Here is a 16837-nt window from a genome sequence, read left to right as displayed (position 1 = left end):
ATTCACACCCTGTTTGTTTTTTGCATGCTTATACTCCTTCTACAATTACCGAGATACCCTGCCCTACACCAATACACATCGTTGCTAACCCATAGTGAACATTTCTCCGTCTTCCCATTTCATGTACTAGTGTCGTTAATATACGGGCACCACTTGCACCTAGCGGATGACCAAACGCAATAGCCCCACCATTAACATTTACCAATTCAGAATCTAGTTCTAACTGATGAATGCAGGCAATAGATTGCGAGGCAAATGCTTCATTTAATTCTACTAATCCAATATCCTGTACGGATAAGTGGGCACGTGCCAGCGCTTTTCTCGTAGCATGAATTGGGCCTAGTCCCATCACCGCTGGCTCAAGACCTGCTGTTGCACCCGTTACATAACGGGCTAAGACGTTAAGGCCTAATTCCTTTGCTTTACTTGCACTCATTAATAAAAGTGCAGAGGCTCCGTCGTTAACCCCAGAAGCATTTCCAGCTGTGATCGTACCACTTTCAAATATTGGCTTTAGCTTTGCCAGCTTCTCCAAGGATGTATCTGGGCGGGGATGCTCATCTTGTTCAATGCGAATCTCATTCCCTTTCCTATCGTGATAGACAACCGGAACTAATTCTCGAGAAAATCGCTTTTCTTCTACTGCCTTTTTAGCACGCATTTGACTTTGAAAGGCAAATTGATCTTGTTCCTTACGACTAATTCCATAGCGTTTGGCTACATTTTCAGCGGTTTGTGGCATGGAATCGGTGCCATATAATGTATCCAGCTTAGAATTGATGAAACGCCACCCTATGGTCGTATCATAAAGCTCCATATTTCCCCTTGGAAAATCTTTGTCTGGCTTTGCCATAACTAGTGGTGCACGGGTCATGCTTTCCGTGCCACCAGCAATGAAACAATCACCTTCACCTACCGCTATTGCTCTAGCCGCATACATAACAGCATCTAGTCCAGAACCACAAAGACGATTAATCGTGGTACCACCAACTTCTACTGGAAGACCTGCAAGCAAAGCAGCCATTCTGGCCACATTGCGATTATCCTCCCCAGCTTGGTTAGCATTTCCTAAAACGACCTCTTCAATATCTGCAGCAGGCAAATTGGGATTTCTCTCCACTAGTGCTTTAATTACTACAGCTGCTAAATCATCTGGCCGGATATCCTTTAATGCTCCCTTATACCGTCCAATCGGCGTTCTAACTGCATCCACAATTACAACTTCTCTCACTTTTTCACCACCTCACCATCCGTAGAATAATCATAGACCCCTCTACCAGTCTTGCGCCCCAGTCTACCGGCCTTCACATATTGCTCTAATAATGGTGCAGGTCGAAACTTTTCTCCTAATGTTTCATGAAGATACTTTAAGTTATGGAGCCGTGTGTCCAATCCAACTAGATCGCCAAGCTCCAGTGGCCCCATTGGATAATTCAATCCTAGTTTTATCGCTTTATCGATATCTTCTGCACTAGCAACACCTTCTTGAAGCATGTAGAAGGCTTCATTTCCAACCATCGCACTAATCCTGCTTGTCACAAAGCCTGGAAATTCATTCACTTCAACGGTTTCCTTATTCATACGTTCTGCAACTTTCCGAATAATTTGCACCGTTTCCCTGCTTGTTTCTAGTCCCTTTACGATTTCAACTAGCTTCATTCGATGAACGGGATTAAAAAAGTGCATAGCTGCCACTTTTTCGGGTCTTTTGGTATAGGAGCCTAATTCTGTTGGGCTGATGGTTGAGGTATTCGAAGCGATTACGATATCGCTTGGTGCATGCTGATCAACGGTTTCTAACACATGCTTTTTTAACGCTCGTTTTTCCGGAACTGCTTCAATGACCAAATCTGTGTCACTTACGGTGTTGACGAGGTCTAATGACGTATGTAGCTTGGAAAATAGTTCGTTTGTTACTGCTTCGGATAGTTTATTTAAGGTGACTGATTTTTCTGCAAGACGGGTTAATTCGTTTAGGGCACTCCTTAATTGTTCCTCGGATATGTCAACTAGTGTCGTGCGTATGCCAGCCAGTGCTGAGACATAGGCTATACCTCTTCCCATCACACCTGCTCCTACGACCGTAATGTTTTCTATCGTCATGTGTAAGCATTCCTTTCTCATAATTATTGCCTAGTGGATATAATAGTGGTCATGCCTTATCTGACCAAATACACAGAAGAAACCAGAGGGAGGATAGGTGACCCTATTCCCTCTAGCTACGTGGCGTAACCTCCTGTAGCAAGGTATTGGCAAATTCCCCCGATGGAAGCCTAGCTTATTCGCTAACGGTAAGAGGAAGCGCCAACAGACATCATGCTTTCTCTATAATAAGTAACATGTAATCGAGCAAAGGCGTATCATTAGCTATTCTTACACACCAAATGGATTTATCGGCTTTGGTCCGTAATAAGATAGGACACTTTTATCCTCCATATATAAATCAAGTGTTTCAACGGTTAATTCTCTTCCAAATCCAGATTGTTTGTACCCGCCAAATGGTGTTCCTGGGAAGGCGGAGAACGGGCTGTTAATCATGACAATCCCCGCTTGAATTTGATGGGCTACCCTAGTTGCTCTCGCTTGATTCGTCGTCCAAACAGCAGAGCCTAGTCCATACTCTGTATCGTTCGCTTGCTTTATTACGTCACGCTCATCAGAGAATCTATCTACCACCACGACAGGGCCAAATATTTCTTCACGAACGACCTTCATATCTGGTGTTACATTCGTAATAATAGTTGGTTCATACCAGTAGCCATTTTCAAAGCCCTCTATCTTCCTCTCTTTTCCACCAGTTACAATGGTTGCCCCCTCTTCACGGGCAGATTGCACATAGGAATCAATCTTTTCCAACTGGCTACGACTTATGATGGAACCGATATGGGTAGCCTTATCAAATGGGTCGCCGAGCTTTAATTTCTCTGTTCTTGTAACGAACTGCTCCATAAATTCATCATAGATGGCTTCATGAACGAATAAGCGTGATCTTGCCTCACAGGACTGACCGGTATTAAAAAAGATTCCAAATAGAGAGCCTGCAACAGCCGCTTCTAAGTCCGCATCTTCAAAAACAATGCTCGGTGATTTCCCACCTAGTTCAAGTGTTAAACGCTTTAACGTACAAGCAGCCTTCTCCATAATGTCACGACCAGTTGGTGTTGAACCGGTGAATGCCACCTTATTGACGTCCTTATGGGTTACTAAATAATCTCCCACAACGTGCCCGGCACCAGGAATGGTATTTACTACTCCTTCTGGTACGCCTGCTTCATGACAAATCTCATTTAATAGAAGGGCCGTTATTGGTGTTAAGCTTGCTGGTTTTACAACAACTGAACAACCAGCAGCAATAGCAGGGGCAATCTTCCACGCAGCCATCATCATCGGATAATTCCAAGGAATAATCTGTGCACAAACGCCAACAGGCTCTTTATGTGTATAATTGAAAAATCCATTCGGCATATTATTTACCGTTCCTCTATGTCCAACAATTGCACCAGCATAAAATTCAAAGTCTTCGATGGCTTGATTAATTTGCACTTGTGCAGCACCAAGCGATTTTCCACTATTTAACACCTCAAGCTCAACAAGCTCCTGGAAGCGACTACGCATTATTTCCGCAATTTTATTTAATACACGGGCACGCTTTCCTACTGGATATTTACGCCATTTTCCATTGTCAAAGGAATTTCTCGCAGCTTGAACCGCTCTTTCTGCATCTTCTATTTGAGCCTTCGCAATCGTCGCAATAACTTCTCCCTTTGCCGGATTAAACGTTTCAAACACTTCCCCTGAAACACTTTCTACTCGCTCACCATTAATAATCATCCCGTAGTGACTACGCTTCATTTCTCCAACCGATGTAATTTTATCGGATACCACTTGTTCCATTATTTCTCCTCCTTATTTCCCAACAAAATTTGGTTTGCGTTTTTCCATGAATGCTTGGAGTCCTTCTTGGTGGTCTTGTGATAATCCTGCGATTCTCTGAGCAAAAGCCTCTTGCTCTAAAAAGGTTTCGTAGCTTGTGTGCATACTATCAAGCATATATCGCTTGATAAGGGAGAATGACGTTGTTGGTAGACTTGCAATATGTGAAGCAAATTCTCCTATTTGTGATACCCACGCTTCTTCGCTAATAACTTTTGTGACTAATCCAATTTCTAGAGCCTCTTCCGCTATGATTGGTTTGCCTAATGTTGCAATCTCTATTGCCTTGGCATAGCCAACCATACGTGGAAGCTGATAAAGAAATCCAGAGTCTGGAACTAATCCAATATTCATAAAGGCACTAACGAATTTCGCTGTGTTCTTCATTACACGGAAGTCACAGGCTAGTGCTAAGCTCATTCCAGCCCCAGCAGCAATTCCATTAATAGCAGCAATAACAGGCTTCGACGTTTCCTTAAGCTGCTTTAACATCGGATGATATCGATTCTTTAAGAATTCAGCATGGTTCGTATGTTCATCGACATCCGCTAAATCCTGTCCTGAGCAAAAGGCTTTCCCATTCCCCGTTATGACAATACATGTCACTGCTTCATCCTTCGTTGCCTGTTTCAATGCTTTTCCTATCTCTACATTCATCTGTTCTGTAAATGCATTATAGGCAGCAGGCCGATTTAATACGATAGTGGCGATATTTTCATTTTTCTCATAAAAAATTGTTTCATAGTACATATCACTACTTCCCCCTAAACGAAGGTGTTCGTTTTTCTGTGAATGCACGCATTCCCTCTTTTTGATCTTCCGAGGAAAAGGCAAGATAAAAATTTTTCCGCTCTAGCATTTTCCCCTCAAGTAGAGATGAGTCAGCTGCTGCATGAACGGCTTCCTTAATTAACCGTAACGATATTGGAGCTTGTTTGGATAGTTGATGGGCTAGCTTCATTGTTTCCTCCTCTACTAGCTCCGGTGCTACAATCCGATTAATAACCCCATAGTGGAGAGCTTCCCTTGCTGTCATTTGTTCTCCTAGCCAAATCCACTCTAACGCCTTTCTAACTCCCATCACTTTTGTAAGAAACTGGGTTCCACCTGCCCCAGGTAAAATACCGAGCTTTACTTCTGGAAAACCAAACTTAGCATCTTCGCTTGCAATAATCAGATCACAGTGAAGTGCTAATTCAAATCCTCCACCAAGTGCAAAACCATTTACTGATGCTAGTAGTGGCTTTTTAATTAGACTAATTCTATCCCACTGTGCAAATGGATTTAAGAGCTCTAATGAGAGTGACGTTTCTTCCATCATCTCCTCAATATCAGCACCAGCTGCAAAGGCCTTTTCATTCCCTTTTAACACAATGACCCGGATGGACCCATTCAGGTCAAAGGCTTCAAGCTGTGTCACAATTTCATCGACCATTTCTCGGTTCAAGGCATTGAGCACTTGTGGGCGATCGAACTGAATGACACCAACACCGTCTTCCGAGTAGACTTTAATGAATCTAGTCATTTACCTCTTCACCAATCATGAGCGTGACAATATCGCCCGCAAATTTCATCACGTCTCTCCCAGATGCCTTCCCTTCATCTGTTCTCATCGCCTGTTGTAAGGATTCATGATCGTCATAGTACATCTCACACAATAGATAGAATTCACTCTCTCCCATTGGTGAACCTACAATTCTAGTAACCTCCATCTTTCGTAATCCTGGAATCTTGCTTGTAATTGGTGCATGGGTGTTAAAATAATGCTCATCAAATTTTTCCTTATCTGCTGGTTGCTTGTATAACGCAATAAGTTTTACCATACTTTCTCCTCCTAATAATTGGTATGAAGTGGCTTTACCACTGGTTTCATTGCTTCAAATGGATTCCTGCAGGCACGGCAATACAAGATACTGCGGCATGCAGTTGGTCCAAAAACATTTTCCATCGACGTGTAATCCGAGTCACAATATGGACAGTTCACCGTCCACTCATCCCCTGGCTGATAATTTTCTGGTGGCGGCGCAATGCCATGCTTCCTTAGCTCCTGTTTCCCTTTTTCGGTTATGTTATCGGTTGACCATTGATGCTCCATCGTAAATTTCACCTGGCAACTGGTAACCCATTCTATTGTTTCAACAGCCTTTTGCACATTTACCTCGATAAAGTCTAACGCCGGGCAGCCTGCAAACGTTGGAACCATTTTGATCTCCACCTGATTTCCGTCGATCGCGACATCATGTACCATACCTAAATCATAGACACTAACAGAAGGGAGCTCCGGGTCATCGACAGTCTTTAAGACAGCATAAATCGCTTCTAAATTCGTCATCTCCTCCAATGTCTCTCCTCCTCTCCTGTAACATGACACATTAAGATGATTCGTTTACCATGCTGCTGTTTTATCACTGTTATATACTTCCGCTAAAGTATCCAGCGCCTGTTCTAAATCAGCAGTATGCTCTCCGTTTCTACCATTCCCATATTTCTGTTGAAGTGGGCTTTGTGGTGTCTCTCGTAACACAGTTTTTACTTCCTCTAGCCATTTAGCCTTTAGTTCCTCTGCACTGATCATAATTAATTGATGCTTCCTCATATCTGCTTCCAATGCGCCAAGTTCTAGTACATCAGCAAATTCATTCCATGCTTCCTCGACGCGATCTTGTATCCGTTTCTTCGACTCTTCGGTAGCGCCTTGAAGCTGTCTCATCCAAATCCTCCAATGAGCCAAGTGATACGGATGCTCCATTAATACCTTTCTAGCAACATGAGCTAACGGTTGATAAGAACTATTTGCAATCGCTTCCAATTTAATCTTTTTAAACGTTTCATAGAAATAATTTCTCACTACTGCTAATGCCCAGTCGTAATATGGTTCTTCTAAATACGTCCCCTCACCATTGCGTTTTTCCAAGTAGCTGCCATTCCGTCGTTCACTTGGCTTTCTGTCATGTGCCAATATATCTGCCTTTCCTACCCCTAACGCCTCTAAAAGGTTGTAGTACATTACCGCATGCCCCATTGTATTTTGGGTAATAGAAGAGTAAGCCACATCCTCTTCAATATGAGGAGCTAACCCTAACCATTCGGAGCCTCTAAATGCTATCAATAAATCGTCATCTGCTAACTGAAATAAGAGCTCCTTTAACGCTTGAAAATACGTAGGGTCTTGCTTTGCTTGATCTGGTGTTTCGATTACCTCGCTCATTTTCTCTTCACCTCTTTCCAAGACATGATTTCTTTTTCATCAAGCATGCCCTGCTCTTTCTCCTTCCACTTTTGTCGTAAATACCCGTATCCTTTAGTTGTCCTGTACGCTTTATTATCCAAGCGCTTAGTCCAGACCTGTCTTTCCTCGCTATTCATCTTTCGAATATCACTTTGCTTTACGACCCATACATCCACTACGTCTTCCCGACGCATAAAATTTTCCTGTGCCATGATCATCGCCATCTCTTGGTTCGGTGCTAGCAAACTAAATTGATGCTGCATTGGCGCTTTGTTACCCCTTCTACTGAACACCTCATAAACCTGATAAAAATCGGATTCCTTCGTCATTTGTCTCTCCCTCCTCTCCTTACACCGTGACTGGGTCCTCAGCAAGCGCTTGGCGTACCCAACGGTTATGGTTATACGCAATCTCTCTTAATCGTAAACGCTCCTTTGATTTCGGCCCTTTATTTCGAATAATTTGTTTGAACTCATCCCAATCAGGCTGCTTGTAAATCCATTTTTCTTCTTTTTCATCATAACGAATCGTATCGTCTGGGACGGTTAGTCCGAGTGAAAATACTCTAGGCAAATATTTTGATAAAAATGCTTGGCGCAATTCTTCATTGGTACTCTTACGAATTTTATATTTAATCATAATGTCTTGCTTCGAGGATCCAGTCGTTTCAGCTGAAGCAGGGCCAAAGAACATGAGTAGTGCCGGCCACCAACGATTCAGTGATTCCTGTAAAATGTCACGTTGGTACGCATTTCCTTCCGCTAATGCCATAATGATGGACTCGCCATGTTGGGCGTGAAAAACTTCCTCCTGGCAAATTCGTTGTAATGCCCGTTGGTATGGACCATAGGACGCATCTAGCATATTGGTTTGTGACATAATGGCCGCGCCATCAACTAGCCAACCAACCATACCGGCATCTGCCCATGTTTTGGTTGGCATATGAAAGACATTATGAAACTTTAAATCTCCATTTAATAAATCCTCTATCAGATTTTCTCTCGTCTTCCCAAAAGGCTTCATCAGGTCTTCTGCGACCCGAAGTAATAATTGACCATGGCCCATTTCATCTTGCACCTTTGCCATTATGCCTAGCTTTCTTCTCAAGGTTGGAGCTTTTGGCACCCATTCTTTTTCAGGAAGTGCTCCCATTATTTCACTTATTCCATGCATGGAAATTAGCTTGATTAGAGCCATACGATAATCGGCAGGCATCCAGTCATCTGCTTCAATTTTTTCGCCAGAATTAATTCGGGCCATAAATGCATCATATTTCTCTGGATCTTGCTCAACATATGCAGTTGTTTTGGAATCCCCGTCCTCCACATAGTTATACATTCTACCACCCCTTCATAACGTTTCTTTAACGCAATAATAACAAAGTGTCATATTTATGACAATATAATAATTTTAAATTTTCACAAATTTAATCGACATTTTATGCTATAATGGGTTCTGCCAATCTAGTATTAAGGCTTCGATATCAAATTTATATAACAGTTAGAAATGTAGCGTTTTATTCCTGTTATTATTTATAAAAATGAGAAAGTAGGGCATTTACTGTTCAGCTCACAGATTTTTTGTTAAAATTTGAACATATAAAAATTACATAACCCGATGGACATAAGAGAGGACGTTTCAGGTGGAAAAGCAATTTAATACGAGGTCCATGATCTTCACGTTATTTGGAGATTATATTAGGCATTATGATAATGTGATATGGATTGGAAGCTTAATTCGATTATTGGAGGAATTTGGTCATAACGAACAATCGGTTCGAGCAGCTATTTCCAGAATGAGTAAACAGGGCTGGGTACAGTCAGAAAAAATTGGCAACAAGAGCTATTATTCCTTGACTGACCGAGGGAAAGCAAGGATGGAAGAAGCATCGAAGCGTATCTATAAAACCGAGCACCCATCTTGGGATGGACAGTGGCGACTTCTTGTATACACCATTCCTGAGAATAAACGCCATTTACGAGATGAATTAAGAAAAGAACTGGTGTGGAGTGGATTTGGTTTATTATCAAATAGCTGCTGGATTACCCCAAATCCATTAGAAGAGCAAGTAAATCTGTTAATGGAGAAATACGATATCCATGAGTATGTTTCGTTCTTTAATGCCTCATATATTGGTATGAATAATGAGGAAGATCTAGTTCAAAAATGCTGGAATCTTGATGATGTGAATAAAAAGTATCAATTATTCATTCAAGAATATAGTCAAAAATACGTTATCGACAAAAATAAAATTGAAAAAGGGGAATTAACGGATGGTAGTTGCTTTGTGAAGTCAGCGCTTTTAGTCCATCAATACCGGAAGTTTTTATTCATTGACCCAAACCTACCGCAGGAGCTTTTACCAACAAGATGGCTTGGTGACTCTGCTGCTTCCTTGTTCACGGACTACTATAATATGTTAATTGAGCCAGCAAGACGATTTTTCAAGAATGTCTACGAACAAGGGGACGTACAAAAAATACAGGCGAATTGGAATAAGTAGTACAACCAGTACGAAATTTCCGTATGAAGTCTTTTTCATTCGAAACTAATTTAGAGAGGCCGTAACATGAGGTAGGGAGCTTGTCATTTGCCGAAGCCCCACTATCCTCATGTTACGGCCTTTTACTTAGTAGATTTTCTAAAAAACTTAGTCAGCTACATGTGTTACATTAGATTTAAACATCAGACTTCATAGTACATGTTTTTACCAAGATTTGTTTACTTATGTTGCTTATAGAGTTCTTCAACAGCATGCTCAATGAATTGAATTACATCAGCATCAATTGGATAATTGCCCATCGGACTATGAGTATTTTTTATTTCATTCCAGGATTTATCTCGCAGCTCCTCATTATCATGGAACATGGTGTTGACCTGATCCATCCATCTTTTGGCTATTGATTGTGCAACCTCTGAGGAAGGGTCCTTATCGAGGTTGGCTTTCACTTCTTTGATGAGTTTAACCCATTCCCTTACCTCTTGATTTTCATCCCCCAAATGTGGTAAGTGATGTAAAAATTGTTGTTCTTCCTGTGTAAAGTAATTGTCTAAATAACGTTTTATGTTAGCTGGATTCTCTTTATACAGGTCGACAAGTTGTTGAACCACGTCCCATTTTAATTCTTCTTCTAATTCCATTGATTGCAAAATAGAACGAATCGCGGATTCCATCTTTTTTAGGTGCTCTTGTTCTTTTTTTATAGACTGAAGTTGATGGTGCAATGTCTCTTCCCAGGTTTGATCCATTGTTCCTAACATCCTCTTAATGGATTCTAGAGGATAACCCAAAAATTTAAGAGCCAGTATTTGCTGTAATTTCATACTCTCATTTTTACCATACAATCGGTTTCCTCCATCTGTTTTTGCAGCAGGCTTTAGTAAACCGATTTCATCATAATATTGCAATGTTCGTACAGAAATATTCCCCATTTGTGCCAACTCCCCAACAGAATACATTGTTCATCACCTCCATAAGGTATCCTTCACGTATTAATTGTAGAATATCTCGTTACGTCATAAACAAGTATATTTTTGAGGAATTAAACCTGGATGAACAACAAAATATATTGGATAATTTATTTTTCTTGAATCAATAAAGAAGATACACAAGTAGCAATCTTCCTCTCATTCTGCACTAGATCCGCCACCACATATGCTAAGGTCCTTCCCATCTTCTCGACTCTAGCGGTTACCTCTATTTCTCCCTTTACGCCTGGTCGATGAAAAGTTGTATCTAGATCAATCGACACAAAGCCCTGATTTTCTGTCAGTTTAGAAGCAACTGCATAGGCCATTAAAATATCGGCTGCCGATGATAAAAAGCCCCCCATGACAACTCCTAAACCATTTATATATTTATCATCTACTGTCCAAATCCCTTTAGCTATGCCATCATTTGCATCGTCCACCTTTATTTGCATCGTTACATCACAAGGTGGCGGGGTTAATCCATCTGATACAACTTTTCGCAAATCGGATATAGAATATTTCAACTTCTCCACTCCTCAAAATTGCATGTTTATTATAATAACACTAAAATTATTAGTCCGTTTAAAATACGTTTATTTTAGTTTAAATATCACCATACCCATTGTCAATATAATCTAAATTAAGTCAACTAAATATGTATTCTAACAATATGAGTTAAACTTGATTATAAAACGATTTCAAGTGTAATTTTTCAATAAAATGTAGGAGAAGAGACCTTTATGTTTAAAATTTCAGAATATTGATTGACTTTTATTTATAATATTCTTATTATTTATATATCAAAATATATTTATTCGTATTTTATCCGTTATATGTATTTTTGTTATTTGATGTGCTGGAAAATAGTAAAAAGGAGACTAACACATGGAAGAGATGGTGGATATAACGATTATCGGTGCTGGACCGATTGGTTTGTTCAGTGCATTTTACGCAGGTATGCGGGAAGCAAGTGTGAAAGTGATTGATAGTATGCCAGAGGTTGGTGGGCAGTTAGCGGCCTTATATCCAGAAAAGTACATTTATGATGTGGCAGGATTTCCGGGAGTTAAGGCAAAGGATCTCGTAAAGGAGCTACATAAGCAGGCACTAACCTTTTCTCCTACCATATGTTTGAATGAGCAAGTACTAGATATTATTCGTCTAGAGAACGGTACATTTGAAATTTATACAACGAAAACCGTTCATTATTCGAAAAGCATTCTCATTTCAGCAGGTGCGGGCGCTTTTGAACCTAGAAAATTAAAACTAGCTAATATAGCTCAATTCGAAGAGCATACCTTACACTACTTTATTAAGGAGTTAGAAAGGTTTCGTAACAAAAGGGTATTAGTATGCGGCGGCGGGGATTCAGCTGTGGACTGGGCGCTTGCACTAGTAGATATTGCAGAGGATGTTACGCTTGTTCATCGGAGAGACGCATTTAGGGCGCATGAGCATAGTCTCACACAGCTCAAACATTCGTCCGTAACTATCCTCACCCCATATGAAGTTACAGACTTAATTGGAAAGGAGCATGACATACATCATGTCACACTCCAGAAGGTGAAAGAACAAGACAGGAAGACGGTCACGGTCGATGAGGTCATCGTCAATTATGGCTTTATCACAAATATTGGTCCGATAAAATCTTGGGGACTAGAAACGACTAAAAATGCTGTTTTCGTGAATGGTAAAATGGAGACTAACATTCCCGGAATCTATGCTTGTGGAGATATTTGCTCGTATGAAGGGAAGCCAAAGCTTATTGCTACTGGATTTGGCGAAGCAACTATCGCAATCAATCACGCAAAAGCCTATTTGGACCCAAAGGCTAAATTGAGTGTTCATAGTACACACCTGTTTTCTTCATCCTAATGAGGAATAGGTAGACATGTTGGGTTATTCCTATTTATCGTTTAAGATAAGCTCGCATTCGATAAGCAAAGCAATTCGCGCGAGGATTTGGGTGTTTCGCGCGACCTTATGTAAAAATCGCGCGACTCTGTGGTGCTCGCGCGATTTTTGATGACTCTCGCGCGTTTTGTGGCGCTTCTCGCGCGTTTTTTGATGACCCTCGCGCGATTTGCGGTGACTCTCGCGCGAATCCAACGTAACTTCGCGCTAAAACCATGTTGAATCTCTCAATCCAACAACTCCACTCTATAAGACTAGGGGATTTACCTCAGACTTTTTCATCTATTAAAAAAGGATGCTTCAGGATTAAGCTTCCTGAAACATCCTAACATTTATTATTTCATACCTCGAGTATCTACTTCATACCATTCTTTAGCCGATGTATTGCAGCGTTCTGCTATTTTTCGAAACTTTGCTTTAGGTATTTTCACTCTAATGTAATTAGCTTCCTCCTCAGAAAGCCTCAATTCACGTACACTTCTACCGTCCTTGAAGGATTCGAGTAAGAATTCATCAAATGCTTCTTTATCTGATAACACGAACTTCCCTCCTTACACTTTGAGAATATAACATTCACATGCGGTAGCTATTCTTATACATTATTCATTATAAAATCCCTATTATGGCTGAACTAAATAGGCAGGTTAGAGACCACTGCTCGCTTTTTTAATTCTTTGCCTGAGCGAATGATGGACTCGTTTACTAACACCTGCATTGCATCTACACAATACGGCTTCCAATGCTCTGAGATTTCAATACAAGAAAGCTCTGTACATCCTAGAATGACACAATCACAGTTCTCATCCTCTATCAGCTTAGCAATAATTTGCTCGAATGCGTGAACATCAACAGGTTGATCTGCTTTGAAATTATATATGGTTTGCATCACTTTTTGTTGGTCATGCACATTTGGGATGGGAGCCTTCATATTATATTTATGACACTCAGCCTGATATATACCTGTATTAATTGTCCCATCCGTTGCTAAAATACCTACCTTAGCTGTACTGCCAAATGTATTTCGAATATGGGTTACCGTTTCTTCGATCATATTAATTATGTTTATCGAAGTCATTTCCTGCATTTCACGGAAGAAATAATGGGACGTATTGCAAGGAATGGCAATGTTATCTATTCCAGCAGCTTCAAAAATCTCAAAATCTTTTTTAACTGCTTGTAAAAACGGTTCTTTATTATCTTCAAGAATTGCTCTTGTCCGATCCGGAATCGTAGCATGGTTAAGTATAACCATATCTATGTGGTCTTGGTCCTTATTGGCTACCGTATTTTCAATAACTCGATCAAAAAATAACGAGGTAGCAGCAGGTCCCATCCCACCTAAAACGCCTAGCTTTTTCTGTTTCAATCAATCCACCTGCTTTATATCATACTATGCATAGACACTATTTGACTTCCGCATTTTCTTTATTTAAGGCTTCTAAGGCGATACCTGCACCATAATCCATACCTTGACATCCAGCAAGTAGTACTAAATCACCTTTATTCGCTTTTGATAATGCTTCATGTATGGCATCTGGTAAATCATTATATAAGTCCACTTTAATATTAGCTTTTTCCATCACATCTAAAAATGCCTTGACTTCATCATCTGTCACTTCGTCTTTTGGCGTTGTATGGGATACACTTCGAGTTGCAATAACTTCCTTAATTCCAAGCTTATCTGCCCATTCTACAATGACTTCCGCATTTTCACGGTTAATGGTTGCCCCGCGTTGTCCACGAATCGCATAGACAAGCTGTAATTGCTCGAAATCCATAAAGTCTAATGTTTGTAAGGTAACATTAATATTTCCTGGGTTTGCAAAATGGTCATCTACTACTTTAATTTCATTTTCATAGATGAACTCAAAACGACGAGGTACTCCAGAAAATTCTTTTAGCGTCTCTTGAATCGTACTTATTCGAACTCCGCTAATAAGTGAAGCAATGATCGCAACCATCGCATTATACACTGAGTGGAGTCCTGGTACAGCTAATTCAACATCGAATTCGCTTGGCTCATATGAAATACCATTTGCTTCAAATGGCTTTAAAATCTCAACGGTAAACTTCCCTCTACCAGTAGTTAAATCCAAGTTTTTGCAATGGACATAGCCATCTTTACTGTCGATTCCAAATGAAATAACCTTTGCTTTTGTTTTATCCACTAACGAAGCAGAATATTGATTATCTAGATTTAAAATCGCAAAGCTATTCTCAGATGCATTTCGAATTAAGCTCGATTTTGCTTCAAAATAGCGTTCGAAGGTGCCATGCATCTCCATATGCTCTTTACTCATATTGTTTAAAGACACAATATCATAGTTGACCCCTTCTACACGGTGTAATTCTAGTGCCGCTGAGGATACCTCCATCGTGACATGGGTCACATCATTTTGAACCATTTCATTTAAATAGCGTTGTAAATCTAGGGACTCAGGGGTTGTCAGTTCAGCAGGGATTGACTCATCACCATTTTTGATAATGACAGTTCCAATTAGACCTGTACGACGTCCTTCGTTTTCTAAAATAGCATTCGTCATGTACGTAGTGGTTGTTTTACCATTTGTTGCTGTAATCCCAATCATGTTCATCTTGGATGATGGATCTTGATAAAAGCATGCCCCTAGTCTCGCTAGTGCAATACGACTATCTTTTACAACATATTGTGGAATATCAATCCCATCTTGGAAGTCCTCTACTACCGCAGCCACAGCGCCACGCTTTACTGCATCTGCCAGGTACTTATGACCATCCGTTTTATAACCTTTTACACAGACAAATAAATCTCCTTCTTGAACCTTTTGGGAATGATAGGAGACATTACGAATTTCTAACGGCTCTACTTCCCTACCATTGGTTACTTCAATAGCTTGTAATAATTGTTTTAATTGCATACAAAATTCCTCCTATCCTTTCCTTTGGCCAAACAATTTACCAATTCTCGTTTTCATAAATACAAAAGCAGGTTTAGGATCGCTCAAGCTCCAGATTGCATATGCCTTTGGTCGAAATAACGATTTTACGACCTCTGAAGATTTTAACTGACCTGTTTTGACATAATCCTTTACTGCTAGCATATCTTCATATCCATACCAGAAAGCACGGTTTGTCGTTTCGGTCACTGCTTTTGGCTCTAATGGATCACCGATCATTTCCCGGTATGTGATGTATGGGAAATTCAAGCCAACTTTATATAATAAATGATTAAAATTGGTAATTCTTGCGTTGATTTCAATTAAATAGAACTCGCCAGTCTCTTCGTCTTTTTTAAATTCAATCTCAGCAAAGCCTTTATATTGAATCCCCTCTAGAAACTTCGAACCAAGCTCAAATAATTCGGGGGTGTATTTTTGGATTGTGTATACCGATGCCCCAAAATTAATAGGGTATTGGCGAAGCTTTTGGCAAGTGGTCCAATGGGTCACCTTAGAATCTTGATTCAAATATGCATCGAATGTGTACATATGGTCGTCAAAGCCCGGAATAATCCGTTGCACGAATACTTCTTGATTGGCGGATTTCGCCTTTTCCAATGCTTCTTCTAGTTCTTCCATGTTATGAACTTTAAAGATTTTCTTTCTAAAGGTAGCAACAAAGCTAGGGGAATCAAACGGTTTTACTAAACAAGGAAACTTTATTTCCTGTTCGACTCGTTCTTTAAAATTCGGTTCATTTACCCTAACTGTCTCTGGTACTCGTACACCATGCTCTGTCGCTAGTGCATGTAATGTATCTTTATTCATTACACGTGTTGCTAAGCCTTGCTCTGTTTGAGGGATTAAGTAATATTCCTTAATCCGATGTAAATGCGCGTCGATAACCTCCAAATATGTATCATGACATGGAATCAACACGGGCTTTTTATCTTGTTTCTTTGCATAATCAATTAATGCTTGAATAAATTCTTCCGTCTCTTCTTTGTAATGTGGTACTATTATTTTTTCTGAGCAATATTTCGAAGCCGCACCATAGCGATCATCTTCTGAATAATCTACGGCAACTGTATGAACGCCTTCTTTACCCAGACTTCTAATCGCACTTAATCCTATATAATAATTATTACCTAAAATCACTGCTTTATGATTCATATCGATTACTCCTATTAGGGTGTTACTATCCTATTCATAATATTGTATTTTTATTAAATATCATAGACTTTTTCATGATTGTTCATTACATTATACACCTCATTATACCTGTGTACAAAGTTAACTTCAATAAGTCTATGTAAGTGAATGAACGATGTTTATCTACAAAGAAAGCAGATAGAAGCTTGGACATAATTGG

Annotated in this window: 18 protein-coding genes; 2 read left to right on the top strand and 16 right to left on the bottom strand. The window is 40.1% G+C overall.

Annotated features, from left to right (window positions below):
• Positions 1–28: 28 nt before the first annotated feature.
• The 10 genes from MKY78_RS11885 to paaA form a co-directional block, all read right to left on the bottom strand.
• Positions 29–1231 (bottom strand): acetyl-CoA C-acyltransferase, encoded by a 1203-nt coding sequence (locus MKY78_RS11885; RefSeq protein ID WP_339212892.1) that lies wholly within the window; start codon positions 1229–1231, stop codon positions 29–31.
• Positions 1228–2103, bottom strand: coding sequence for a 3-hydroxyacyl-CoA dehydrogenase (locus MKY78_RS11880; RefSeq protein ID WP_339212890.1), 876 nt, complete (start codon positions 2101–2103; stop codon positions 1228–1230). The genes MKY78_RS11885 and MKY78_RS11880 overlap by 4 nt, the downstream gene beginning before the upstream one ends.
• 270 nt (positions 2104–2373) lie before the next feature.
• Complete coding sequence (locus MKY78_RS11875; RefSeq protein ID WP_339212888.1) at positions 2374–3894, bottom strand: aldehyde dehydrogenase family protein; 1521 nt, start codon at positions 3892–3894, stop codon at positions 2374–2376.
• Between the two features lie 12 nt (positions 3895–3906).
• Positions 3907–4683, bottom strand: a complete 777-nt coding sequence (locus MKY78_RS11870) for an enoyl-CoA hydratase-related protein (protein ID WP_339212886.1) — start codon at positions 4681–4683, stop codon at positions 3907–3909.
• 4 nt (positions 4684–4687) lie between these two features.
• Positions 4688–5458, bottom strand: coding sequence for an enoyl-CoA hydratase-related protein (locus tag MKY78_RS11865; RefSeq protein ID WP_339212884.1), 771 nt, complete (start codon positions 5456–5458; stop codon positions 4688–4690).
• The gene (locus MKY78_RS11860) at positions 5451–5756 is read right to left on the bottom strand and encodes an EthD family reductase (RefSeq protein WP_339212882.1); all 306 of its coding nucleotides are present in this window, start codon (positions 5754–5756) and stop codon (positions 5451–5453) included. The genes MKY78_RS11865 and MKY78_RS11860 overlap by 8 nt, the downstream gene beginning before the upstream one ends.
• Positions 5757–5767: 11 nt before the next feature.
• The gene (gene paaD, locus MKY78_RS11855) at positions 5768–6265 is read right to left on the bottom strand and encodes a 1,2-phenylacetyl-CoA epoxidase subunit PaaD (RefSeq protein WP_339217896.1); all 498 of its coding nucleotides are present in this window, start codon (positions 6263–6265) and stop codon (positions 5768–5770) included.
• A 54-nt stretch (positions 6266–6319) separates the two neighbouring features.
• Positions 6320–7141: a 1,2-phenylacetyl-CoA epoxidase subunit PaaC gene (gene paaC, locus MKY78_RS11850; RefSeq protein WP_339212880.1), complete on the bottom strand. Its 822-nt coding sequence runs from the start codon at positions 7139–7141 to the stop codon at positions 6320–6322.
• Positions 7138–7491: a 1,2-phenylacetyl-CoA epoxidase subunit PaaB gene (paaB, locus tag MKY78_RS11845; RefSeq protein ID WP_339212878.1), complete on the bottom strand. Its 354-nt coding sequence runs from the start codon at positions 7489–7491 to the stop codon at positions 7138–7140. The genes paaC and paaB overlap by 4 nt, the downstream gene beginning before the upstream one ends.
• Positions 7492–7510: 19 nt before the next feature.
• Positions 7511–8500, bottom strand: a complete 990-nt coding sequence (gene paaA, locus MKY78_RS11840; RefSeq protein WP_339212876.1) for a 1,2-phenylacetyl-CoA epoxidase subunit PaaA — start codon at positions 8498–8500, stop codon at positions 7511–7513.
• Between the two features lie 331 nt (positions 8501–8831).
• On the opposite strand from paaA, the gene paaX reads away from it, so the two are divergent.
• A complete protein-coding gene (paaX, locus tag MKY78_RS11835) occupies positions 8832–9665 on the top strand; it encodes a phenylacetic acid degradation operon negative regulatory protein PaaX (protein WP_339217894.1) in 834 nt (277 codons plus the stop codon).
• A 218-nt stretch (positions 9666–9883) separates the two neighbouring features.
• Here paaX and MKY78_RS11830 read toward each other — a convergent pair whose 3' ends face one another.
• A complete protein-coding gene (locus MKY78_RS11830; protein ID WP_339212874.1) occupies positions 9884–10621 on the bottom strand; it encodes a MerR family transcriptional regulator in 738 nt (245 codons plus the stop codon).
• A 119-nt stretch (positions 10622–10740) separates the two neighbouring features.
• Positions 10741–11157: a PaaI family thioesterase gene (locus MKY78_RS11825; protein WP_339212872.1), complete on the bottom strand. Its 417-nt coding sequence runs from the start codon at positions 11155–11157 to the stop codon at positions 10741–10743.
• Between the two features lie 361 nt (positions 11158–11518).
• Between MKY78_RS11825 and MKY78_RS11820 the strand changes: the two genes are divergently transcribed.
• Positions 11519–12508, top strand: a complete 990-nt coding sequence (locus MKY78_RS11820) for an NAD(P)/FAD-dependent oxidoreductase (RefSeq protein ID WP_339212870.1) — start codon at positions 11519–11521, stop codon at positions 12506–12508.
• 374 nt (positions 12509–12882) lie between these two features.
• On the opposite strand, the gene MKY78_RS11815 is transcribed toward MKY78_RS11820, so the two are convergent.
• The 4 genes from MKY78_RS11815 to MKY78_RS11800 all read right to left on the bottom strand — a co-directional run bounded on the left by MKY78_RS11815 (position 12883) and on the right by MKY78_RS11800 (position 16638).
• On the bottom strand, positions 12883–13086 hold the full coding sequence (locus MKY78_RS11815) for a hypothetical protein (RefSeq protein ID WP_339212869.1): 204 nt from the start codon (positions 13084–13086) through the stop codon (positions 12883–12885).
• A 92-nt stretch (positions 13087–13178) separates the two neighbouring features.
• Positions 13179–13913: an amino acid racemase gene (locus tag MKY78_RS11810; protein WP_339212867.1), complete on the bottom strand. Its 735-nt coding sequence runs from the start codon at positions 13911–13913 to the stop codon at positions 13179–13181.
• A 37-nt stretch (positions 13914–13950) separates the two neighbouring features.
• Entirely contained in the window at positions 13951–15444 is a 1494-nt protein-coding gene (gene murE, locus MKY78_RS11805) for a UDP-N-acetylmuramyl-tripeptide synthetase (protein ID WP_339212865.1), read from the bottom strand.
• Between the two features lie 12 nt (positions 15445–15456).
• Entirely contained in the window at positions 15457–16638 is a 1182-nt protein-coding gene (locus MKY78_RS11800; RefSeq protein ID WP_339212864.1) for a carboxylate--amine ligase, read from the bottom strand.
• Positions 16639–16837 lie beyond the last annotated feature (199 nt).

The sequence above is a fragment of the Ornithinibacillus sp. FSL M8-0202 genome (assembly GCF_037975285.1).
Taxonomy (GTDB): Bacteria; Bacillota; Bacilli; order Bacillales; family Amphibacillaceae; genus Ornithinibacillus; species Ornithinibacillus massiliensis.
Note: the sequence above shows the minus strand (reverse complement) of the source record. Positions and strands in the feature narration are given on the sequence as shown.